Origin of the sequence: Granulicella rosea (genome assembly GCF_900188085.1) — a bacterium.
Taxonomy (GTDB): domain Bacteria; phylum Acidobacteriota; class Terriglobia; order Terriglobales; family Acidobacteriaceae; genus Edaphobacter; species Edaphobacter rosea.
In genome coordinates, this window is sequence record NZ_FZOU01000010.1 from 98,672 (window position 1) to 119,239 (window position 20,568).

The 20,568-nt window shown below is 64.2% G+C and carries 19 protein-coding genes; 16 read left to right on the top strand and 3 right to left on the bottom strand.

Features of this window, described 5'->3' with window-relative positions:
• Window positions 1-29: 29 nt before the first annotated feature.
• Complete coding sequence (locus CHB87_RS19590; protein WP_089410149.1) at window positions 30-644, top strand: nitroreductase family protein; 615 nt, start codon at window positions 30-32, stop codon at window positions 642-644.
• Window positions 645-666: 22 nt separating this feature from the next.
• Here CHB87_RS19590 and CHB87_RS19595 read toward each other — a convergent pair whose 3' ends face one another.
• Window positions 667-2,922: a GH92 family glycosyl hydrolase gene (locus tag CHB87_RS19595; RefSeq protein WP_176441879.1), complete on the bottom strand. Its 2,256-nt coding sequence runs from the start codon at window positions 2,920-2,922 to the stop codon at window positions 667-669.
• A gap of 55 nt (window positions 2,923-2,977) precedes the next feature.
• Window positions 2,978-3,838, bottom strand: a complete 861-nt coding sequence (locus CHB87_RS19600; protein ID WP_089410151.1) for an inositol oxygenase family protein — start codon at window positions 3,836-3,838, stop codon at window positions 2,978-2,980.
• 324 nt (window positions 3,839-4,162) lie between these two features.
• Here CHB87_RS19600 and CHB87_RS19605 point away from each other — a divergent pair, with 324 nt between their 5' ends.
• The 4 genes from CHB87_RS19605 (at window position 4,163) to CHB87_RS19620 (ending at window position 6,977) form a co-directional block, all read left to right on the top strand.
• On the top strand, window positions 4,163-4,276 hold the full coding sequence (locus CHB87_RS19605; protein ID WP_089410152.1) for a translocated intimin receptor Tir: 114 nt from the start codon (window positions 4,163-4,165) through the stop codon (window positions 4,274-4,276).
• 115 nt (window positions 4,277-4,391) lie between these two features.
• Window positions 4,392-5,693 (top strand): GRP family sugar transporter, encoded by a 1,302-nt coding sequence (locus tag CHB87_RS19610; RefSeq protein WP_089410153.1) that lies wholly within the window; start codon window positions 4,392-4,394, stop codon window positions 5,691-5,693.
• Window positions 5,694-5,724: 31 nt separating this feature from the next.
• On the top strand, window positions 5,725-6,732 hold the full coding sequence (locus tag CHB87_RS19615; RefSeq protein WP_089410154.1) for a LacI family DNA-binding transcriptional regulator: 1,008 nt from the start codon (window positions 5,725-5,727) through the stop codon (window positions 6,730-6,732).
• 65 nt (window positions 6,733-6,797) lie between these two features.
• Entirely contained in the window at window positions 6,798-6,977 is a 180-nt protein-coding gene (locus tag CHB87_RS19620; protein WP_142988442.1) for a PIN domain-containing protein, read from the top strand.
• Window positions 6,978-7,129: 152 nt separating this feature from the next.
• On the opposite strand, the gene CHB87_RS19625 is transcribed toward CHB87_RS19620, so the two are convergent.
• Window positions 7,130-10,567, bottom strand: coding sequence for an outer membrane beta-barrel protein (locus CHB87_RS19625; RefSeq protein ID WP_089410175.1), 3,438 nt, complete (start codon window positions 10,565-10,567; stop codon window positions 7,130-7,132).
• A gap of 146 nt (window positions 10,568-10,713) precedes the next feature.
• On the opposite strand from CHB87_RS19625, the gene CHB87_RS19630 reads away from it, so the two are divergent.
• The 11 genes from CHB87_RS19630 (at window position 10,714) to CHB87_RS19680 (ending at window position 20,508) form a co-directional block, all read left to right on the top strand.
• A complete protein-coding gene (locus tag CHB87_RS19630; protein ID WP_089410156.1) occupies window positions 10,714-11,808 on the top strand; it encodes a glycoside hydrolase family 88/105 protein in 1,095 nt (364 codons plus the stop codon).
• 104 nt (window positions 11,809-11,912) lie between these two features.
• Window positions 11,913-12,587, top strand: coding sequence for a dihydrofolate reductase family protein (locus CHB87_RS19635; RefSeq protein ID WP_089410157.1), 675 nt, complete (start codon window positions 11,913-11,915; stop codon window positions 12,585-12,587).
• Between the two features lie 25 nt (window positions 12,588-12,612).
• Window positions 12,613-13,062: a peptide-methionine (R)-S-oxide reductase MsrB gene (msrB, locus tag CHB87_RS19640; protein WP_089410158.1), complete on the top strand. Its 450-nt coding sequence runs from the start codon at window positions 12,613-12,615 to the stop codon at window positions 13,060-13,062.
• Between the two features lie 4 nt (window positions 13,063-13,066).
• Window positions 13,067-13,570, top strand: a complete 504-nt coding sequence (gene msrA, locus CHB87_RS19645) for a peptide-methionine (S)-S-oxide reductase MsrA (protein WP_089410159.1) — start codon at window positions 13,067-13,069, stop codon at window positions 13,568-13,570.
• Between the two features lie 181 nt (window positions 13,571-13,751).
• Window positions 13,752-14,243 carry a (2Fe-2S)-binding protein gene (locus CHB87_RS19650; RefSeq protein WP_089410160.1) on the top strand — a complete coding sequence of 164 codons (492 nt, stop codon included), beginning with the start codon at window positions 13,752-13,754 and terminating at the stop codon, window positions 14,241-14,243.
• Window positions 14,230-16,551 carry a xanthine dehydrogenase family protein molybdopterin-binding subunit gene (locus tag CHB87_RS19655; RefSeq protein WP_176441880.1) on the top strand — a complete coding sequence of 774 codons (2,322 nt, stop codon included), beginning with the start codon at window positions 14,230-14,232 and terminating at the stop codon, window positions 16,549-16,551. Before CHB87_RS19650 ends, CHB87_RS19655 begins: the two co-directional genes overlap by 14 nt.
• A gap of 86 nt (window positions 16,552-16,637) precedes the next feature.
• A complete protein-coding gene (locus tag CHB87_RS19660; RefSeq protein WP_245818113.1) occupies window positions 16,638-17,699 on the top strand; it encodes an SDR family oxidoreductase in 1,062 nt (353 codons plus the stop codon).
• A 209-nt stretch (window positions 17,700-17,908) separates the two neighbouring features.
• Entirely contained in the window at window positions 17,909-18,691 is a 783-nt protein-coding gene (locus CHB87_RS19665) for a coiled-coil domain-containing protein (protein ID WP_089410163.1), read from the top strand.
• The gene (locus CHB87_RS19670) at window positions 18,681-19,469 is read left to right on the top strand and encodes a tetratricopeptide repeat protein (protein WP_089410164.1); all 789 of its coding nucleotides are present in this window, start codon (window positions 18,681-18,683) and stop codon (window positions 19,467-19,469) included. The genes CHB87_RS19665 and CHB87_RS19670 overlap by 11 nt, the downstream gene beginning before the upstream one ends.
• A complete protein-coding gene (locus CHB87_RS19675; protein ID WP_089410165.1) occupies window positions 19,466-20,098 on the top strand; it encodes a GNAT family N-acetyltransferase in 633 nt (210 codons plus the stop codon). The genes CHB87_RS19670 and CHB87_RS19675 overlap by 4 nt, the downstream gene beginning before the upstream one ends.
• 38 nt (window positions 20,099-20,136) lie before the next feature.
• Window positions 20,137-20,508, top strand: a complete 372-nt coding sequence (locus CHB87_RS19680) for a hypothetical protein (RefSeq protein WP_142988443.1) — start codon at window positions 20,137-20,139, stop codon at window positions 20,506-20,508.
• Window positions 20,509-20,568 lie beyond the last annotated feature (60 nt).

Genomic DNA, 20,568 nt, shown 5'->3' on the forward strand with positions numbered 1-20,568 from the left:
TCGTTAAGATGAAACTCTGGAGGAAGCACATGATCGACCTTGAAGTATTGAACCAGTCCAGGCGCGCCCCGGTGTCCGAAGGAGTCCTCGATGTCATCGCGGGTCGCTGGAGTCCCCGCGCCTTCAGTGCGCAGCCTGTCTCGACCGCGGACCTCACCGCCGTCTTTGAGGCCGCCGCCTGGGCCCCGTCCTCGCTCAATGAGCAACCGTGGCGCTTCCTTATCGGCCGCCAGGGAGACGCCACCTACGCGAAGATCTTCGACGCGCTCGTCGGAGCAAACCAGAGCTGGGCGAAGGCCGCGCCGGTGCTGATCCTCTCGGTCGCACGCGCGGCGTTCAGCAATGGTTACGGCGCCAACGGCTATGCGCTGCACGACACCGGCGCGGCCACCGCGTATCTCGCGCTGCAGGCCTCGGCGCTCGGGCTGCATGCGCACTCCATGGGCGGCTTCGACCGGCAGAAAGCGCGCGACGCCTTCAGCATTCCGGATGCCTTCGAGATCGGCGCCGTCACCGCGCTCGGCTATCTTGGCGACCCCGATATGCTGTCCGAAGCTCTGCGCGCCAGGGAGACGGCGCCCCGCACGCGGCGTCCGCTCGCTGAAACCGTCTTCACGGAGTGGGAGATCGCTGCGACTCTCTAAAACCTCCGAAGCATAAGCTGTCTCAGTCTGCACTCTGGATCAGCTTCCAGACATCCGCTCCACTCGGCGGAGGGATCTTATCCCACCTACTGGGTTTCTCGCCCATGATGAGGATAAGTTCGCCTCCGCCGATCACCTCGGCATGTGTAAGCCACGCACGTTCGAGCGGCTTTCCGTTCAGCGTGGCGCTTTGAACGTAGATGGCCGACTTACTTCCGCCCTGCGCCCGAATGGTAAAGCTCCTGGCATCGCCTAAGTGCAAGGTCGCAGAATCAAACACCGGGCTGCCGATGAGATACAAAGGCTGCCCCGCGACCGGGTAGAGTCCAATCGCGCTCCACAGATACCATGAGGACATCGTGCCCGCGTCGTCATTGCCCGGAAGCCCTGCTCGTCCGGTGTGATACTCGCTCTTCAGGATGGCGCGCACGCGTTCCGCCGTGCGATCCTGCCGGCCGGTATAGATGTAGGTGTAAGGCGCGAGAATATCCGGCTCGTTGCCCTGCGTGTAGAGCTTCTGGTCGAAGAGCCGGTCCAGCCAGGTTGTAGCTGCATCCTTCCCGCCGAGTAACTCGATCAGGCCGGAGATATCCTGCGGGATGTAAGTCGAGTATTGCGCCGAGTTGCCCTCGTAAAACGGAACATCCCACCAGAGTAATAAGTAGTCCGGATATAAGTGGTCGCAGTCGAAGTTCTCAAGATAGCTCCCATCCGCATAACGTGGATGAATGCACTGCAACTTACGATCCCAGAGGTTCCGCCAGTTGCCGGAGCTTTTGAGGAAACGAGCCGCATCCTTCTCCTCGCCCATGAGATGCGCAACCGTGGCGACCGAGTAGTCATCCGCCGCATACTCCAGCGTGCGTGAGGCCGAACGCTGATAGCTGAGAGACATGTAGCCCAGCCGGCTCCACTCGTCGAGCTGCCGGCCCTCATTCCAACCCTCATCGCCTGGTGGCACAGAGCTGACCTCCGCGTCCTTCTTCACCGCCGCATAGGCCTGCTTCCAGTCGACGCCCGGCAACCGCTTCACCAGCGCGTCGGCGATGACCACATCGCCGTTCGAACCGCCTTGCACCAGGCCGTTCGCGCCTGCGATACGCGCGTCCGGCAGCCAGCCCGTATGGGCGTAGGTATCGAGCAGAGACCGCACCATCGCGGTCTGGCGCTCCGGCTCGATCAGCGTGTAAAGCGGATGCAGCGTGCGAAAGGTGTCCCACAAGGTATAAAAGTCTTCGTAGTGAGGCGCGTCGCTCTTCCACCAGACGTTCTCGCCCGTCAGGTCGTGCGGCATCGTGTGCGCGCGGTAGAGCGCGGTGTAGAAGATGCGTCGCTGCTCTTCGCTGCCGCCCTGGACGTCGATCTTTTCGAGCGTCCGCGACCATTGCTCCGCGGCCTGCCGGCGCACTCCGTCGAAGGTCAGGCTTCTCTCATCCGCAAGCGTTCGCCTGGCCTGCGCGACGCTGACCCATGAGACCGCGAGCCGCATCTCGACCGTTGTGGGCCTGACGTCTTCGAAGGTGAAGTACGCTCCAAGCTGATTGCGGTAGCCCTTCGCCCGCTGGTCGACGCCCCGCGCGGTTGTACGACCGGGGTATGTTTTGTTCTGGTCCCATGTGCCGTTGGCCGACGCATCGCGATCGAGTTCCATCGCGAAGTAAAGCGTGTAGGGCGCGGGGTTCCAGCCGCCGGCGACCGTGACCGAGCCCTCCGCATGGCGCGCATCGGGGATGGTCACGGACGCGTCGGTGGCGGCCTGCGGGTAGCTCGACACGCCGCTCGCGCCGCCCTGCATCCGCAGGCGCGACGAAACATCGAGCAGCAGGTTTGCGTGGCCGGCGGGGAAGCTGTAGCGCGAGTATCCGACCATGCGCGTCGCGGTGTGCTCCGCGCGGATCGCGGCCTCTGGCTTGCCGATCGTCACACCATAGAAGCCGGGCTCGGCGTGTTCGTCTCGCCATGGGTAGATCAGATTGCGCGGTGACAACTCGCCCATGGTGGGCGTCACGCGGAAGTTGCCGTACTTCGCCTCACCGCCCGTACCGCTCTCATGCGTGTAGGAGAAGCCGATCATCTCTGCGTCGGGATTGTAGCCGTTGGTCACGCCGTGGTCGACATCGGCGGTGTCGGGCCCGAGCGAGATGAAGCCGAATGGAATCTGCGCGCCGGGCGTGGTGTTGCCGCCGTTGGTCGAGCCGACGAGCGGATCGACCAGCGCGAGCCTCGTCTGCGCCGGCATGCTTGCCGCGAAGGCGAAAGAAAGGAGCGCCGTCGCCACGAGTATCAGGTTGCTGATACACGCGCGGCCGCGCTCCAGGTTGCCGCCTGTCTTGTTACCAGGCCAGTGTCGGCGGCAGAAACTCTGCGAACAGATCGTCATAGTACGGCTTCAACTCCTGCATGTTCGGCTTGGTATGGCCCTTGGAGTATAGGTCGTACTGGTTGAACTTGAGAACCCAGTCGAGCATCGAGCGATCCTTGTCCGTGCAGAGATGATCGTACGCGCCATGCTTGTGCCACGGATAAAACGAGTGGAAGCGCAGCATGTAAAGCGACTCGTCGCGCAGGTAAGGCTTCATCACCTCGGCGATGTAGCCGTCGTGTCCGAAGGACATGTGGACGTTTTCGAGGCCGCAGTTGGGTTCGTAGATGCCGTACTTCGTCTGATACTTCGCAACGTTGCGGTCTGGGTTCTTCGCGAAGTACTCGGGGAAGACGATGTCCTTCGACCACGCGCAGCCGACCGGGAAGGTGTCGCCCACGACGCCCCACTGCGGCTCGCCGTACAGGCAGAGACACTTGCCGAGATCGTGGATGAAGCCGGTCAGGATCATCCAGCGCGGCTGGCCGTCGCGGCGCATGGCCTCCGACGTCTGCAGCAGATGCTCGATCTGGGTCAGGTCCGTGTCCGGGTCGGAGTCGTCGACCAGTGTGTTCAGAAACTCGGCCGCCTCCCAGATCGTCTTCTGGCCCTTGTTCAGGCTGAAGTAGGTCTTCTCCCGCTCCATCACATAGTCGACCGTCTGGTTCTCGTGGTTGAGCCGGTAGAACTCCGCGACGCCCGGCGTGGCGGTCGCGTCATAGACACGAAACTCTTCCTCGGACTTGCCTTCCTTGTAACGTCCTTCGAGAAAGTCGTCCCAGTCGTCGAGGTCTGCAAGCGGGTTTTGCTCTACGGCGGTGGTGGTGCTCATGAGATTTTCTCCAGTGCGGGAATTTTGCGGTGCGGACGGTGGAGCGGAGACGCCATCAACGTTACCGCTAACTTACTCCACCCCACGAAACTTGCGCAAGCGAAAAATGCAAACCCCCGGTTGCGGCCAGCTCCAGCGTTCTTGCTTCCTTGTTGCGTTTCTTGTTTGTCATTCTCGAAGAGGATCCGTTTGTGCGTTACGTCTCTTGCCATCTCGACGAAGGCCCTTGACAGCGCTGACTCAAGGTCGATAAGGTGCTTCGGACGTAACCGCTAACGCAATCCGCGCACTGAACTAAAGTAAGAGGAGGAGTCCGCGCATCCGATGAACGCAAAAACCCCATCCCAGACCGTTGTAGCGATCCTCACCGACATCCAGTTCTGGATTCCTGCCCTCGTGCTTGTCGCGGGGATTGTGCTGCTGGTCGTGCTGCACTAGAGATCGTCGCCATCCTGAAAAACAGGTTTTTCGCTGCGCTCAGGATGACAAATTTTCAAGCTCGGATCTTCGAAGATCGAGCTTTCAAGACCTGACACAAGAGAGAAGAAAGATCATGGCTACCGTCAGTGCAGTTCCCGCCAAAACAGCTTCGACCTCCGGGTCGCTCCATCGCCTGGGCGTCGTCTGCGGGTTGGCGGCGGGCGTCTGGCTGGGCGCGGCGGAGGCGCCGACGAAGCTGGTGAACGCCGGCTTCTCGCCCTTCGCGATCTCGCTCTGCATGGTCGCCGGCGTCTTCACCGCGCGCTGGACCTTTCCCACGCTTTTGAAGGGGACGAGCTACGTCTTTGCCGACCTGATGGCGAAGAAGCACCTGATCGTCTGGGCGATCCTCGCCGGTTGTCTCTGGGCGGTGGCCAATACGCTGACCGTCTTTGCCGTCCGCGATGTGGGCCTCGCGACGGCCTTTCCGCTCTGGAATACGAACTCGCTCATCGGCCTGCTTTGGGGGCGCGTGCTCTTCCGCGAGCTCGAAGGCGCCGGCGCGAAGAACACCCTGAAGGTCGTCGTAGGCGGCATTGCGATTGTGATCGCGGCGATCATGCTGGGCTTCAGCACGATCCAGGGCGGCGGCACGTCCGCGTCGCCGCACGCGATTCACGGGCTGATCGCCGCCGCCGGCGCATCGCTGATGTGGGGCACGATGTACGTGCCGTATCGCAAGGCCTACCTCAGCGGGATGAATCCGCTCTCCTTCGTCACCGCGTTCACGGTCGGTGAACTGGGCATGATGGGCGCGCTGACCTGGACGCTCGACGGCGGCATCCACTCCTCGGTCTTCCAGCTCGCGCACAGCCGGCAGATGCTCTTCTGGCTGTTTCTCGGCGGCTTCGTCTGGGTGATCGGCGACCTGTTTCAGCAGTTTGCGACCAAGTATCTCGGCATCGGACGCGGCATTCCGCTCTCGAACACGAACCAGATCTGGGGTCTGGCGTGGGGCGCGCTGGTGTTCGGCGAGCTGGCCTCGGCCAATCGCGCGCACCTGACGCTGGTGCTAGCGGGGTCGGTGCTGATGATTCTGGGGGCCTTCGCGATCAGCACGGCGGCGGCTTCGTCGGGCGAGCATCGCTCGAAGAATGAGGCGCTTGAGCGCGAATGCCTACGCTACGGCATGGACTATCGCGAGGTGCTGCTGGCGCAGTCGGGCGACGAGTTCGGCAGCCGCACGGAGCGCAAACGCTGGTGGGATGTGGCGATCGTCGCGGCGGCGACTGGCGTCTTCATCTGGCTGGGTGTGAACGCGGTCGTGCCGGCGCTGGCGATGAACATGGGCTGGATCGGCGTGCTCGGCGTGGTGCTGGTCGCCGCGCTGGTCGGCGGCGGATGGGCTTTGTGGAAGGAAACGAGCTTCAGCTAAATTTCCGGCGTAAGCTATTCAGGGAACCCATATGGCTGTCCGACTGAAAGATATTGCCAAGGATCTTGGCGTTTCGACCGTCACCGTTTCGAAGGTGCTGCGCGGCAACACCGACATCGGCGAGCGCACGCGGCAGCTTGTGCTGGACCGCATGCGCGAGCTGAACTATCAGCCAAACATGATGGCGCGCGGCCTCGCGAGCGGCCGCTCCTACACCGTCGGTCTGGTCGTGCCGGATCTGGTGCATCCGTTCTTCGGCGAGTTTGCCAAGTCGCTGGGCGGCGCGCTTCGCCGCAGCGGACGCGCGCTGATCATCGCGTCGTCCGAGGAAGATCCGGAGATCGAGCGGCAGGAGATTCGCACGTTGCTGAGCCGCGGCGTGGACGTGATGCTGGTGGCCTCGTGCCAGCCGCATCCGGAGGCTGCGAGCTTCAGCGGCGAACGTGTGCCGTTCGTGCTGATCGATCGCAACTTTCCGGCGATGGAGGCAAACTTCGTCGGCTCGAACGACGTCAAGGTCGGCGAGCTGGCGACGCGACACCTCATCGAGCTCGGCCGGCGGCGCATCGCACACATCGGCGCGCAGGAGATGAGTCCGTCGCTCGACCGTCTGACCGGTTACAAACGGGCTCTGGCCGCGGCGGGGATTCCCGCGCAGAAACGGCTGGTCGTCACACGCAAGCGGTTTGAGGAGACCGGCGACTCGGTCGGCTACCAGGCGATGCAGGAGCTGCTGGCAGGCAAGGTGCGGCCGGACGCGGTCTTCTGCTACAACGACCTGTCGGCCATCGGCGCGATGCAGGCGGCCATGCATGCGGGGCTGCGCATCCCGCAGGAGATCGCCTTCGTTGGCTGCGGCAACCTGCGCTACGCCGAATATCTGAAGATTCCGCTGACCTCGATCGACCACGCAACGGACAAGATGGGCGAGGTCGCGGCCAAGCTGGCGCTTGAACTTGCCGCCGATCCGAAGCAAACGCCGCAGACCGTGCTGCTGGATCCGAGGCTGGTGGTGCGGCAGTCGAGCGCGGTGCTGTAGAGCTACCGGTTCCCCTACGGACCACTCTTCGTTCGCACGATGTGCAGCTCAAGATCGAGCATGAGATGAATGTGCGTGTCTGCGATCTTCCGTTTTCGCTTGTGACGAACCTTGCGCTTGGGGAGAAGTGGACAGGCGATCCGTTCGATCGGATGATCGTCAGTCATGCGAAGGCGAACGGGTTGGCGGTGCTGATCTCTTCCGATGAGAAGATCGCGGAGAACTATCCGCGTACTGTCTGGTAGACGCTGGAACCGCAGATCCTCTTCGAGGAGGACAAAGCAGGGAGCAAAGATTCCCTGCGGGAACGACAAACCAGAGGGACATAGGCCAGAACAAGGACAAAGGGCAGGCTCAAACTTCGAGCCTGCCCTTTTATCCTTCACCGACCTGGGAGTTAGAAGGTGAACTTGGCCGCTGCCTGGAAGATGCGCGGGTCGTTGGCTGCGGTGGCATATCCGAAAGTCGCGGAGTTGAGGGCGGTCGAAAAGGTGTTGAAGAACGGGTGGTTAGCGAGGTTGAAGACCTCCAGGCGCATGTTCAGCTTGAGCCGGTCATACACAGGGAAGGTGCGGTTGATGGAAGCGTCGATGTCATAGTAGTTCGGCCCGTGGAAGGCGTTGCGACCGAGGTTGCCGAATGTTCCTGCAGGCTGTGCGGCGAAGGCCGCTTTGGTGAGATAGAAGCCAGTCGCCGTGTTCTTCTGGGTGATCTTACCTCCGTTGTAAACGATGGAAGCATTGACGAGGTTTGGACGATCGAGACCCTGGCTGTTGAGCGAGACGTCCTGACCGGTCGTTACGTTGATGGGAGCGCCACTCAGAATACGAACCAGCGGAGCGATCTCCCAATCGTTGACGAGCGCGCCGGTAAAGCCGTGCAGGCTCTTGAAGTTGCTGCGTGCGATGAAGGTGGTGTTGAAGATATGACGGATGTCGAAGCCGCAGTTGGCACGGTCTCCACGGGGGTTGGCGGGATTCTCGTAGACCGGCGCGGAGACGTCGCCGTTGGCGTCGCCGGAGGCGATGCAGTGCGACCAGGTGTAGTTGGCGAGGAAGCTGAAGTTATGCGACATGCGGTGCTGGACAGCCACGATGACGCCGTTATAGCTGGAGTTTGCGCCGTCGTCGACCGAGGTCATCGTGGGGCTGTAATACGCGCCCTGTGCCGGGTTGATGAGCGACAGGACCGTGCGGTTGTTGGCGTTGGCGGTCGAGGAGCAGAGCTTGCCCGCGGCCGGCAGGCCGGTCGTCGGGGTCAGCGCGCCGCAGGAGCCGGTGACGCCGGTGGATGTGCCCGGGATGTAGACCGCCGGGTTGACGGCCTTGCCCAGCCACAGGTGCGAGTTCTTGTTGCCCAGGTAGCTGAGCGACATATTCCAGCCTGCGCCGAGATCCTGCTGAACGCTGGCGGTCCACTGGTTCACGGTCGGGGTCTGGATATGGCGCGGGATGACGATGTAGAGAGTATTGGTGGGGAAGGTGGCGGAGGAGTTCGGCGGGAAGACGCCGGGGAACGGGTCGCCGCCGGGATAGCTGGCATAAGGGTTGGCAAGAGAGATTTTGCCCGTCTGGTCGATCTCGTCGGTATAGGGCGGGTTGGAGGTCAGACGCTGGGTGGCGAAGAGGCCGGGGCTGTCGTACATGATCGCGCCGCCGAGGCGGAAGACGGTCTTGCCTTTGCCGAAGGGATCGTAGGTGACGCCGAGGCGCGGGGAAAAGTTGGCGAGGCGGTTGTCGGTAAAGGACTTGGGGACGCCTGCGTCGCCGAAGAACGACGAGCCGGCCGGAGCGTTGGGGAAGACTGTGCTGTGCTTGCCGGCGATGAAGTCCGCCATGGAGAAGCTGCTGCCGCGGCCGAACTTATCCTGCTGGAAGAGGTTGGGCTCCCAGCGGAGTCCGACGGCCAGGGTGAGTCTGGGAGAGGCATGCCATGTGTCCTGCGCGTACATGCCGAAGATGGTTTGGCGATAGGTGGTCTGCTGAGCGCGGCTCTGGCTGAAGGCGTTCATCTGGCCGGTGAGGAAGTCGATCATGCCCTCGCCGGTTGCGGTAACGCCGGTGGTCGGGTTCGTGACGCCGCTGTTGAGACCACTGAAGCTGTAGTTGCCGTTCTGCAGATAGCCAGAGCTGGTGTTGTCGCCGGTGCGCACCAACTCGACGCCTGCGGCGAAGGCGTGCTTGCCTCGCAGATAGTCGATGTCGTCTGAGAAGTCCTCGGTATTGGTATTGAAGAAGCCGGGCGAGCAGGTTCCGCAGCCGACGGAGAAGCCGTTGGTGACGGTCAGCCGCAGGTCGGCGGGGACGTAGGTGAAGAGATTTGCGCCGATGGTGTTGGCGTTGATCCCACCAGCGGTGGGTCCGCGGGTATCGCGGCGACGAGCGTAGGTGCCATGGAAGGTGTTGACGAGGGTTGGGGTAACGATAAACGTTTCGCCGAAGGTGAAGCTCTGGACGCGCTCGTCGTTACCGGCAGAGGTGGTCAGGAGCAGATTGGTGGGCGAGTAGTAGGCAGGCGCGTTGTAGTTGGTGAGATAGTAGCGCGCGAACATGCTGTGCTTCGCATTCAGCGTGTAATCGACGCGGCCGATGTACTGGTCTTCCGAGTAGTTTGCTGGCAGGGCAATGCGAATGAATCCATATTGATCGGCCTGGCTGAGCGGAAGGTACTTGGTGAGTGCAATCGCCTGTGGACTGAGCTCGCTGACGCTGGTCAGCATGCGGGTTGCCGAGATATTCGCGCCGCTGATCGGGTCGGTGATATTGGCTGCATTGATTCCGCAGTTGCTTCCGGTCGCTGCGGTGCCCATCTGGCTGAAGTCGCCGGCCAGCTCGGCCGCCGTCGGGATGCAGTAACCCGTGGCGTTGCCAACCTGCCGGTTGCGCGTGCCCTGGTAGCCGCCGAAGACGAAGAGCTTATCCTTCAGGATCTTGCCGCCGAGCGTGCCGCCGAACTGGTTGCGCTTGAGCGTGTCCTTGGCTGAGGAGAAGAAGTTCGTCGCGTTGATGATGTTGTTGCGGATGAAGTCGAAGGCCGTGCCGTGCCACTGGTTCGTGCCCGAGAGCGTAACGACGTTGACCAGCGCGCCGGGGTGCAGACCCGCGCGGGCCGGCAGGGAGTTCGACTCGACCGAGAACTCGCGGAGCGCGTCGGGGAAGGGATAGGGCAGGTTGGTGTTGGTGAAGGTGTCGGTGTGCGAGCCGCCGTCGAGCGTGTAGTTGTTGTAGTTGCCCTGCGAACCGGCGACCGCGATGACGGTCGAGGTCGCGTAGGTCTTCGAGCCGACGAGGTCGCCGGTGGGCGCGGTCACGGCGCCGCCGGAGACGAGGATCAACTGCGTGGCTTGGCGGCCGTTCAGCGGCATCTCGGTGATGCGCGCCTGGTCGATGACCTGTTTATAGCTGCTGGTTTCGGTCTCGAGCGCGCCGCCGGCCTGCGAGGCGTCGACCTCGATCTGCACGTCGGACGCGCCGAGCTTCAGCGTGGCGTTGATCTGGATGTTGTTGCCGACCTCGAGCACGCCGTGCTGGATATAGCCGGAGAAGCCAGTCGCGGTGACGGAGAGCGCGTACGGGCCGACGGGAACGTTCGGCAGGCTGTAGATACCGGAGTCGTCGGTGACGGTGGAGCGCGAGGTTCCGGTCTCGGAGTTGGTCAAAGTGACCTTCGCGGCCGGCACGGTTGCGCCGGTCGGGTCGGTGACGACACCGGCCACGCTGGCGGAGCCGGCGGTCTGGGCGAAGAGGCTTGTGGAAAACAGGAAGACCAACGCCAGCATGGCGAGCGTAAGATTCCGGAGGCGTTCCGTTGCGTGTAACTGACCCCTGAGGTTCATGTCGTGCTCCTTGTACAACTTAGCGGCGCTGCGGTCGCTGTTTTTCGCTACGAAACAATTTCCTTATTTCGTGCGGGACAGAATATAGTTACCGGTAACGTGAACTGTCAACTAGCGCACGTCACAAACGCACAGGCGGGACCATCATGAAACGAATCAGCCAGTTAGCTCCCATTTTTGCCGCGGCCGCGCTCGCCTTCGCAGGCGTCGCACCCGCCCAGACCGCCGGATCCGGCTATTTCACGAACTGGCCCAGCGGAACCTCGCCCGAAGAGGTGGGCAAGGCCGTCTCCGAGCACTTCGTCACCAGCCCGCACCAGTACACCGCGACGATCCACTACTCCGAGGCCAATACCTGGTACGGCGCGCTGACCTTCGCGCAGCTCACCCACGACCCGGCGCTCCAGAAGGAGCTGATCCGGAAGTTCGAGCCGCTGATGCCTGGCGGCGCCGAGGCGGCGCGCATCCCCACGCGGCGGCATGTGGACGACTCCGTCTTCGGCATCGTGCCGCTGGAGATCGGCCTTGAGACCAAAGATCCGCGCTTTCTCGCCGAGGGGAAAAAGTGGGCCGATCGCCAGTGGGAGAATCCGCAACCGGATGGTCTTTCCGCCGAGACCCGCTACTGGATCGACGACATGTACATGCTGACGATTCTGCAGCTTGAGGCCTACCGCGCCACCGGCGACAAAAAGTATCTCGACCGCGACGCGAAGGAGATGGTCTCCTACCTCGACAAGCTGCAGCAGCCCAACGGCCTCTTCTACCACGCGCCGGACGTGCCGTTTTACTGGGGCCGCGGCGATGGCTGGGTCGCGGCAGGCATGGCGGAGATGCTGCGCGAGCTGCCGGCGAATCACCCGGACCGGCCGAAGATTCTCGCCGGCTACAGGAAGATGATGGCCTCGCTGCTGAGGTATCAGGGCAAGGACGGCATGTGGCGCCAGCTTATCGACCACGACGAGGCGTGGCCGGAAAGCTCCAGTTCGGCGATGTTCGCCTTTGCGATGATTACAGGCGTGAAGTCCGGTCTGCTCGAAGGCGCGACGTACGGTCCGGCGGCGCGTAAAGCCTGGCTCGGAGTGGTCGGCTACATCGACCAGAATCACGACATCACCAGCGTCTGCGAGGGTACGGGCAAGCAGAACGACTTCGACTATTACATGGCGCGCAAGCGGCGCACGGGCGACTTCCACGGGCAGGCGCCGGTGCTGTGGGCGGCCTCGGCGCTGCTGCGGTAGCCCCAAGGGTTTGTCATCCTGAGCGAAGCGAAGGATCCGCGTTTCGCTCGGGATGGCGATGATCTCTCCAACCGGATACCATTCTCCCCGGGAGGAGATTCGTGATGGGGAAGGTGCGTGTCGCGGCATTCGGCGTCTCGCTGGACGGTTTCAGCGCGGGGATCGAGCAGAGCCTTGAGAATCCGCTGGGCAAGGCCGGCCCGGAGATCTTTTCATGGTTCTTCCATACCAGGACCTTCCGCGAGATGCATGGGGGCGAGGGCGGCGATCTCGACGCGGACGACGTATTCGCAAAGCGCTCGTTCGAGAACGTCGGCGCCTTCATCCTGGGGCGCAATATGTTCGGCCCGGTGCGCGGGCCCTGGCCGGACGACTCCTGGAAGGGCTGGTGGGGCGAGGAGCCGCCGTACCGTACGCCGGTCTACGTGCTGACGCACCATCCGCGCGAGCCACTGGTCATGAAGGGCGGAACGACCTTCCACTTCGTCACCGGCGGCATCGACGAGGCGCTGCGGCTGGCGAAGGCGGCCGCCGGTGAGAAGGATGTGCGGATCGGCGGCGGCGTCGCGACGGTGCGGCAATATCTGCAGGCCGGATCGATCGATGCGCTGCATCTGGCGTTTGCGCCGGTCCTGCTCGGCCAGGGCGAACATCTCTTCCACGGCCTCGACCTGCATGCGCTGGGCTACGCCGTGACCGAGCGGGTGGCGACAGAATTTGCAACGCATATCGTGCTGGAGCGCTCTAACAGTTCGGTAGACGCGGCAGCGGTAAGCTAGCTGAAGAGCGTCGAAAGAGGATTTCATGGCGAAGTACACAAAGAGCGCGGAGGCGATCGCACAGCTTTCGCCCGAGCAGTTTCAGGTCACGCAGCGCAGCGGCACCGAGCGTCCGTTCCAAAACGAGTTCTGGGATCACGACGAGCCGGGCCTGTACGTGGACATCGTCTCCGGCGAGCCGTTGTTCACATCGCTCGACAAGTTCGACAGCCATTGCGGCTGGCCCAGCTTCACCAAGCCGGTCGTGCCGGAGCACGTCGAAGAGCTTGTCGACACCAGCCACGGCATGCGCCGGGTGGAGGTGCGTTCGCTCCATGGCGACAGCCATCTGGGTCACGTCTTCGACGACGGCCCGAAGGCGACCGGCGGGTTGCGTTACTGCATCAACTCCGCCTCGCTCCGCTTCATCCCGCTCGACGAGCTGGAGAGCGAGGGCTACGGCGACTACGTAAAGCTGTTCGAAGGCAAGGAGTAACGACATGGCGATTGAAAAGGCAGTGCTCGCGGGCGGCTGTTTCTGGGGCATGCAGGATCTGCTGCGCAAGCTGCCGGGGGTGATCTCGACGCGCGTCGGCTACACCGGCGGCAATGTGCGGAACGCGACGTATCGCAACCACGAAGGCCACGCCGAGGCGATCGAGATCGTGTTCGACCCGGCGAAGATCACCTACCGCCGGTTGCTGGAGTTCCTCTTCCAGATCCACGATCCGACGACCAGGAACCGGCAGGGCAACGATGTGGGAACCAGCTATCGGTCGGCGATCTTCTACACGACCGACGAGCAGAAGAAGATCGCCGAGGACACGATCCTCGACGTCGACGCGTCGGGTCTGTGGCCGGGCAAGGTCGTCACGGAGGTGACCCCGGCGGGCGATTTCTGGGAGGCGGAGCCGGAGCACCAGGACTATCTGGAGCGGATTCCGCATGGCTATACCTGCCACTATATCCGTCCGAACTGGGTGCTGCCGAAGCGGGTGGCTTAGGAGTCTGGTGGAAGCATGGGGAGTGGCCCCGTGCTTCCACCGGAAAAGCGTTTTGCAGGCTGTCTGATCGAGCATCGGCTATAGCTCCCATAGCTGGGCCGAGCGCACGAGAACCTACGGTCTCGACTGCGTGCTAACCTTCGGCTGACGCCTTCTCGCGTCGCTCCGAGGGACACGCCGTATGCCGCCGTACAAGCTGAACATCAATAAGAAAACAGTCTCCGTCGACGCGGTGGACGACATGCCGCTGCTCTGGGTGCTGCGCGACGTGCTCGATCTGAAGGGGACGAAGTATGGTTGCGGCGTCAGCGAGTGCGGCGCCTGCACGGTGCTGATCGACGGGCGCAGCGTGCGCTCGTGCCAGATCGCGGTTTCGGAGGCGCAGGGCGCCATCACCACGATCGAGGGGCTGGCGGAGAACGGCAAGCTGCACGTCGTCCAGCAGACCTGGGTCGACCTCGACGTCGCGCAGTGCGGCTACTGCCAGGGCGGACAGATCCTGAGTGCGGTGGCCCTGCTGACCGCGCATCCGCAGCCGACCGACGCCGAGATCGATACCGGCATGTCGCATAACCTCTGCCGCTGCGCGACATACAACCGCATCCGCGAGGCGATTCACCACGCCGCCGGCATGAAGTCCGCGGCGAAGGGAGATGCTCATGCCGGTGCTTGAGACTCCCTCGACCTACGCCGAGAAGCTGGCTGAGTACGACGCTGGGATGCAGGCTCTGGTCGCCGAGATTCGCGGCGTTACCGTTCCTGCCGCGACCGGCGCCTCCAATATGGGCCGGCGTTCGTTCCTGAAGAAGGCGGTCTTCGCGGGCGGCGGCCTCGCGCTGCTGTTTACGCTCGATACGCGCCGCGCGCGCGCAGCCGAAGGCGAGGCGCCCGAGCCGCATGCGGAGACCACCACGCTGAACGCCTTTGTGCGCATCGCGCCGGACAACACCGTCACGCTTTACTCCAAGGGCCCGGAGATCGGCCAGGGAATCAAGACCGCCTTCGCGCTCATCATCGCCGAGGAGCTGGACGCGGACTGGAAGACCGTGGTCGTCGAGCAGGCGCCGGTGAACCCGAAGGTTTATGGCTCGCAGAGCGCTGGCGGTTCGACCTCGATTCCGCGCGGCTGGGACCAGCTTCGGCAGGCCGGCGCGACGGCTCGCGCGATGCTGATCGGCGCGGCGGCGAAGCAGTGGGGCGTCCCGGCGGCGGAGTGTACGGCTTCGGAGAGCGTCGTCACGCACAAGCCCTCGGGCCGCAGGCTGACCTACGGTGCGGTCGCGACGGCGGCCGCCAAGGAAGAGGTTCCGGATGCGAAGACCCTGCCCCTGAAGGCGCGCGCGGACTACAAGCTGATGGGCAAGCGCATCGGCGGCGTGGACAACGCGAAGATCGTCACCGGCAAGCCGATCTTCGGCATCGACGTGCAGATGCCGGGCATGGTCTACGCGAACTACACCAAGTGCCCGGCGATCGGCGGCAAGGTAAAGAGCGCGAATCTGGACGAGATCAGGAAGCTGCCCGGCGTGGTCGACGCGTTCCTGCTCGACGGCACCGGCAACCCGGCCGAGGTGATGCCCGGCGTCGCGATCATCGGGCAGAACACCTGGGCGGTCTTTAAGGCGAAGGCCGCGCTGAAGGTCGAATGGGACGAGACCGGCGCCTCGCAGGACTCGCTGACCGCCGCCGCCGCGAAGGCGAAGGAGATTTCGGCGAAGCCGCCGACGCCGCAGACCAACACCGGCGATGTGGACGCGGCGTTCGCCTCCGGCGCGAAGGTGGTGGAAGCCAGCTACGAGTATGCGATGGTCTCGCACCAGCAGCTTGAACCGGAGAACAGCACCGGGTGGTGGCACGACGGCGTGATGGAGCTCTGGACGCCGAGCCAGACGGCCGACCGCGGCATCTCGCAGGTGGCGAAGCTGCTGGGCATCGCCGAGGAGAAGGTGACGATCCACCAGATGCGCGCCGGCGGGGGCTTCGGCCGCAGGCTCTCGAACGACTACCTGTGCGAGGCCGCGGCCATCGCGATGAAGGTCAAGGGTCCGGTGAAGCTGCAGTGGATGCGCGAGGACGACTTCGCCTACGACTTCTTCCGCGCGCCGGGCTTCCACTATCTGAAGGGCGCGGTCGACAAGTCGGGCAAGCTGACCGCCTTCCAGAACCACCTCGTCAGCTTCACTGCCGGCGGCGACCGCCCCGTCTCGGGCGGCGGGCGCAGCAACAACAGCTTCCCTACGGACATGGCGCCGAGCACTCGCTATGCCGTCAGCCTGATGCCTTTGAAGATTCCCTGCGGCAGCATGCGCGCGCCGACCGACAACACGCAGATGTGGGTCGCGGGCAGCTTTCTGCACGAGCTTTCCGTCGCCGCCGGTCGTGACCACGTGGAGTTTCTGCTGGAATGGATCAACCGTCCGCTGGCGCCGGTTGAGGCCGGACGCGGCGGCGAAGGACGCATTGGCTTCGACCCGAAGCGCGCGGCGGGCGTGCTGAAGCTCGCGGCTGAAAAGGCTGGATGGGGCAAGAAGCTGTCGCCAGGCCAGGGCATGGGCATCGCCTTCAGCTTCGCCTATGGCGGACACGTCGCGGAGGCCGTCGAGCTGAGCGTCGACGAGAAGAAAAAGATTACGATCCACAACATCGTCGCGGTCGCCGACATCGGTCCGGTGGTCAACATGAGCTCGGCGGAAAACCAGGTGCAGGGCGGCATCATCGACGGCCTGTCGACGGTGATGGGACTTGAGATCGAGGTCGAAAAAGGCCGCATCCAGCAGACGAACTTCGACGGCTATCCGATCCTGCGGATGAAGGCGGCGCCGAAGGTCGAGGTCCACTTCATCCAGTCGGACTTCCGTCCGTCGGGGCTGGGCGAGCCGTGTTTGCCGCCGCTGGCGCCCGCGCTCGGCAATGCGATCTTTGCCGCTACCGGCCAGCGCGTACGCACGATGCCGTTCAAGCGGGCGGGTTATTCGATCTGAGTGTTCGCTGCTGAGTCGATCCGGGCTGCCGGCCATCTTATCTGCGTAAGAAGCGTTTCAGTTTGCGCGGCATGGGAGAACAGGCATTGAAGACAGCTTTGATCGTAGGCGTTTCGGGCATCGTGGGGCGGAATCTCGCGGATCTGTTGATTGCGGAGGGCGGCTGGACGGTCTATGGCGTGGCTCGCCGGCCGGGAGGCCGCGAGGGCGTGACGCCGGTCGCGGTTGATCTGCAGGACGCCGTCGCGGTGAATGCCGCGCTGGCCGGAGTGAAGCCGACGCATATCTTCCTGACCACCTGGCTGCGGCAGCCGACCGAGGCCGAGAACATCCGCGTGAACGCGGGCATGGTGCGCAACGTGCTCGACGCCGTCTCCGCCGCCGGAACGGTCGAGCATGTCGCGCTGGTGACGGGCTTGAAGCACTACCTCGGACCCTTCGAGGCGTACGGCAAGGGCAGCCTGCCCGCGACGCCGTTTCGCGAGGATCAGCCCCGGCTCGACATCGAAAACTTCTACTACGCGCAGGAGGATGAGGTCTTCGCCGCCGCCGCGCGCGATGGCTACGGCTGGAGCGTCCATCGTCCGCACACGATCATTGGCTACGCCGTGGGCAACGCGATGAACATGGGCACGACGCTCGCGGTCTACGCGACGATCTGCAAGGAGCTGGGCCAGCCGATGGTCTTTCCCGGATCGTCCGTCCAGTGGAACAGCCTGACGGATATGACGGACGCGCGCCTGCTGGCGAAGCAGTTGCTCTGGGCCGCGACGACGCCCGCGGCGCGCAACCAGGCGTTCAACGTGGTGAACGGCGACATCTTCCGTTGGAGCTGGATGTGGAAGCGCATCGCCGGATGGTTCGGCGTCGAGGCGGCGGAGCTTACGGGCGAGGGTACGCCGCTGGAGCTGCAGCTTGCCGATGCCGGGCCGGTGTGGGCGGGGATCGCGGCGAAGTATGGGCTGGTGGAGAACGATCTGAAGGTGCTCGCCTCGGCCTGGCACACGGACGCGGATCTCGGCCGGCCGATCGAGGTCGTCACGGATATGTCCAGGAGCCGCGAGCTGGGCTTCACGGAGTACCAGGCGACCGACAAGAGCTTCTTCGCGCTGTTCGAACGGCTGCGGGCGGAGCGGTTGATTCCATGATGCGGTCCGTTCCTCAGCCCCGCCCATAACGACTGTCATCCTGAACGAAGTGAAGGATCTGCGCCTCTGCCAGCACGGGCGCGGGAGTTGGTCACGATGCACGAACGCAGGTCCTTCGCGTTGCTCAGTATGACAAATCTTGACGCCTTGCTGAGAGTGACACACCTTGGACGATTCGCTCTAAACTGAAGGCTGGACCAACAAACCGCATGCCCGCCGAGATCATCCTTCAGCCGACCCCGGACGCCGCCGCTCTCCACCAGCGGCGCGAGCAGCTTGCCGCCGTGCGCGCCGCGCTGGCCGAGCGCGAATCGGAGCTGGCCCAGGCGCGCGCGCAGTTGAAGGCGTTCGAGGGCCGGTATCTCCGGCAGGTTGGCGTCCTCTATGCGGAGCTCGACGATCTGGAGGCGCGCATCGCCGAGCGCGAGGTCGATCTCTACGACTCCGACGCGGCCAGACGCCGGGCTCGGGAGAGCCGGCAGCGCGCGCGGGAGACGCACGACGCCGCGTTCAGCGAGGCGCATGAGGCGCCGGAGTTCGACCCGCCGCCCAGCCTGAAGTCGCTCTTCCGGGAGGTCGCCCGGCGCATCCACCCGGACTTCGCGGCGGACGACGACGAGCGCAAACACCTGACCCTGCTGATGGCGCGGGCCAATGAGGCTTACAGTCGCGGCGACCTCGACACCTTGCAGCGGATGCTGGACGATCATCGCGAGGTCAACGCGGCAATCGCCGAGGAAGGCTCGTCAGCCGAGCTTCTTCGCGTAGACCGCCAGATCCAGCACGCCACGCGCGACATCGCCCGGCTGGATGCGGAGGAGCGAACGCTGCTCGCCAGCGAGATCAGCCAACTGCATCGCGACGCCGAGGCCGCCGCGCTTGAAGACCGCGACCTCCTTACCGAACTGGCGGCGGGCCTGCGGGAGCAGATCGCCGGCGCCCGCTACCGGTTCGACTTCATCGACCGCCAGATCGCCGCCCATGGAAGATAGACCGCAGACCGGCCTGCAGCACATCCCGACGGGGGCGGCGCTGTCGCTCAGCTCCGGGCGTTCGGGCATCTTTGCGCGCGGCCGCCGCGACGCCGCCAACTCGGCCTCGAACCCGCACTACCGGCAGGCCGTGGCGGACTACAACGCTGGCGCCTTCGCCGAGGCCGCGGCAGGCTTTCGGCTCGCCGCCGAGCAGGGCCACGCCGAGTCGCAGTACATCCTGAGCACGATGTACGACGCGGGCAAGGGCGTGCCGCAGGACGCCGCCGAGGCCGCACGCTGGGAGCGGCTGGCCGCCGAGCTGGGCCACGCCTACGCGCAGGCCAACCTCAGCTTTCGCCGCTATGCCGCGGACGACTACGCCGAGGCCTTCGCCTGGTGTCAGCGCGCGGCGGACAGCGGACTGGCTTGGGCGCAGTACAACCTGGGGCTGATGTATCGCAAGGGCGAAGGCGTCGCCCGGAGCGATGCCGATGCCGCCCACTGGTATCGGCTGGCGGCCATGCAGGGGTTTCCCGAGGCGCAGCAGCGGCTGGCCGATCTTTACTATCTCGGTCAGGGCGTTCGGCGCAGCTACATGGAGGCCGCCGCGTGGTACAGCAAGGCCGCCGAGCAGGGGAACGCCGAGGCGCAGTTTCAGCTCGGGCACCTCTATCAGGCCGGTCTGGGCGTCGAGCCGGACTACACGCAGTATCGCCACTGGACCCGACAGGCCGCGCTGCAAGGCCACGAAGAGGCGCTGCGCGAGGTCAAACGCCGCGAGTACCGCGACGCATGAGCCTCGTCCTGAATTGTCTTGAACCCGCGCAGGAGACGGAGTTCGGCGATCTGGTGCGCCTTTACGAACAGGCGTTTCCCGCCTCCGAGCGCAAGCCGGTCGAGGCGCTGCGGCGCATGCTGGCCACCGCCGCCTACCATTTTTTTCTCGCGCAGGAAGACGGCCTCACGGCGGGTTTCGCGATCGTGCGGGTGCTTGATGGCGGCGACGCCGCGCTGCTGGAGTACATGGCTGTGGCGCCGGAGCGGCGCGGCCATGGGCTTGGCGGGCGGATCGTTCTTGCCGTCGCACAGGCCATCGGCGCACCCCCGGCGGTGTTGTTGATCGAGGTGGAGTCCGACCGAGTCGAAGGCCCGGAGCGCGAGCAGCGCAGCCGGAGGAAGCGGTTCTACCGCTCGCTGGGAGCGCGCGAGCTTCAGGAGCTGGGGTGGGTGATGCCGCCCGTTGCGGCGACGCCGCCGCCCGCGATGGAGATGCTGGCCTTCGCCTCTGTTTCAGGCTCTGTGAGCAGGGGAAGACTGCGGCGATGGCTGACCGGCATCTACGTCGAGGTGTATGGGCAGCGCGCGGACGACCCGCGCATCGGCGCCATGCTGGCCGGCCTGCCGGACGAGGTTCCGATCTTGTGACCCGTCCGGCAGCGAGAGTAATCTCTTCGCAGATGCCTGTGTCGATCCTCCATGTCGGTCTGCCGCTTGCTCATCCGAAGATTCCGGTCGCGGATCGCCCGACGCTCGTAACGCGGCTGGCCGCCCTGCAGCAGGCGATGCGCGACGCCGGGTATGACTACGAGATCGTACAGCTTGATCCCGACAGCGGCCTCGACGGCTTCAAAGAGCGGCTCAGGCTGAAGCCCTGCGACGGCGTGCTGATCGGCGGAGGCGTCGCCAGCGATTCCGAGATGACGTACTTCATGGAGCTGATCGTGGACGCTGTGCATGAGGCTGCGCCGAGGGCGAAGATCATGTTTCACAGTCATGCAGTGAGTGTTCGCACGACGGTCGAGCGCTGGTTTCCGCAGCCGGCAATCGAAGGCTGAAGCCCATTCGGATTGATAGCAAAATTGCCTTGCAGCAGTCGCCTTGTTAAGGGCACGGCT

Coding starts and splice junctions, on each gene's coding strand:
- CHB87_RS19590 (WP_089410149.1), top strand. CDS start 30: ATGATCGACCTTGAAGTATTGAACCAGTCCAGGCGCGCCCCGGTGTCC.
- CHB87_RS19600 (WP_089410151.1), bottom strand. CDS start 3,838: ATGAGCACCACCACCGCCGTAGAGCAAAACCCGCTTGCAGACCTCGAC.
- CHB87_RS19605 (WP_089410152.1), top strand. CDS start 4,163: ATGAACGCAAAAACCCCATCCCAGACCGTTGTAGCGATCCTCACCGAC.
- CHB87_RS19630 (WP_089410156.1), top strand. CDS start 10,714: ATGAAACGAATCAGCCAGTTAGCTCCCATTTTTGCCGCGGCCGCGCTC.
- CHB87_RS19655 (WP_176441880.1), top strand. CDS start 14,230: ATGCCGGTGCTTGAGACTCCCTCGACCTACGCCGAGAAGCTGGCTGAG.
- CHB87_RS19650 (WP_089410160.1), top strand. CDS start 13,752: ATGCCGCCGTACAAGCTGAACATCAATAAGAAAACAGTCTCCGTCGAC.
- CHB87_RS19610 (WP_089410153.1), top strand. CDS start 4,392: ATGGCTACCGTCAGTGCAGTTCCCGCCAAAACAGCTTCGACCTCCGGG.
- CHB87_RS19620 (WP_142988442.1), top strand. CDS start 6,798: ATGAATGTGCGTGTCTGCGATCTTCCGTTTTCGCTTGTGACGAACCTT.
- msrA (WP_089410159.1), top strand. CDS start 13,067: ATGGCGATTGAAAAGGCAGTGCTCGCGGGCGGCTGTTTCTGGGGCATG.
- CHB87_RS19635 (WP_089410157.1), top strand. CDS start 11,913: ATGGGGAAGGTGCGTGTCGCGGCATTCGGCGTCTCGCTGGACGGTTTC.
- CHB87_RS19625 (WP_089410175.1), bottom strand. CDS start 10,567: ATGAACCTCAGGGGTCAGTTACACGCAACGGAACGCCTCCGGAATCTT.
- CHB87_RS19675 (WP_089410165.1), top strand. CDS start 19,466: ATGAGCCTCGTCCTGAATTGTCTTGAACCCGCGCAGGAGACGGAGTTC.
- CHB87_RS19670 (WP_089410164.1), top strand. CDS start 18,681: ATGGAAGATAGACCGCAGACCGGCCTGCAGCACATCCCGACGGGGGCG.
- msrB (WP_089410158.1), top strand. CDS start 12,613: ATGGCGAAGTACACAAAGAGCGCGGAGGCGATCGCACAGCTTTCGCCC.
- CHB87_RS19615 (WP_089410154.1), top strand. CDS start 5,725: ATGGCTGTCCGACTGAAAGATATTGCCAAGGATCTTGGCGTTTCGACC.
- CHB87_RS19665 (WP_089410163.1), top strand. CDS start 17,909: ATGCCCGCCGAGATCATCCTTCAGCCGACCCCGGACGCCGCCGCTCTC.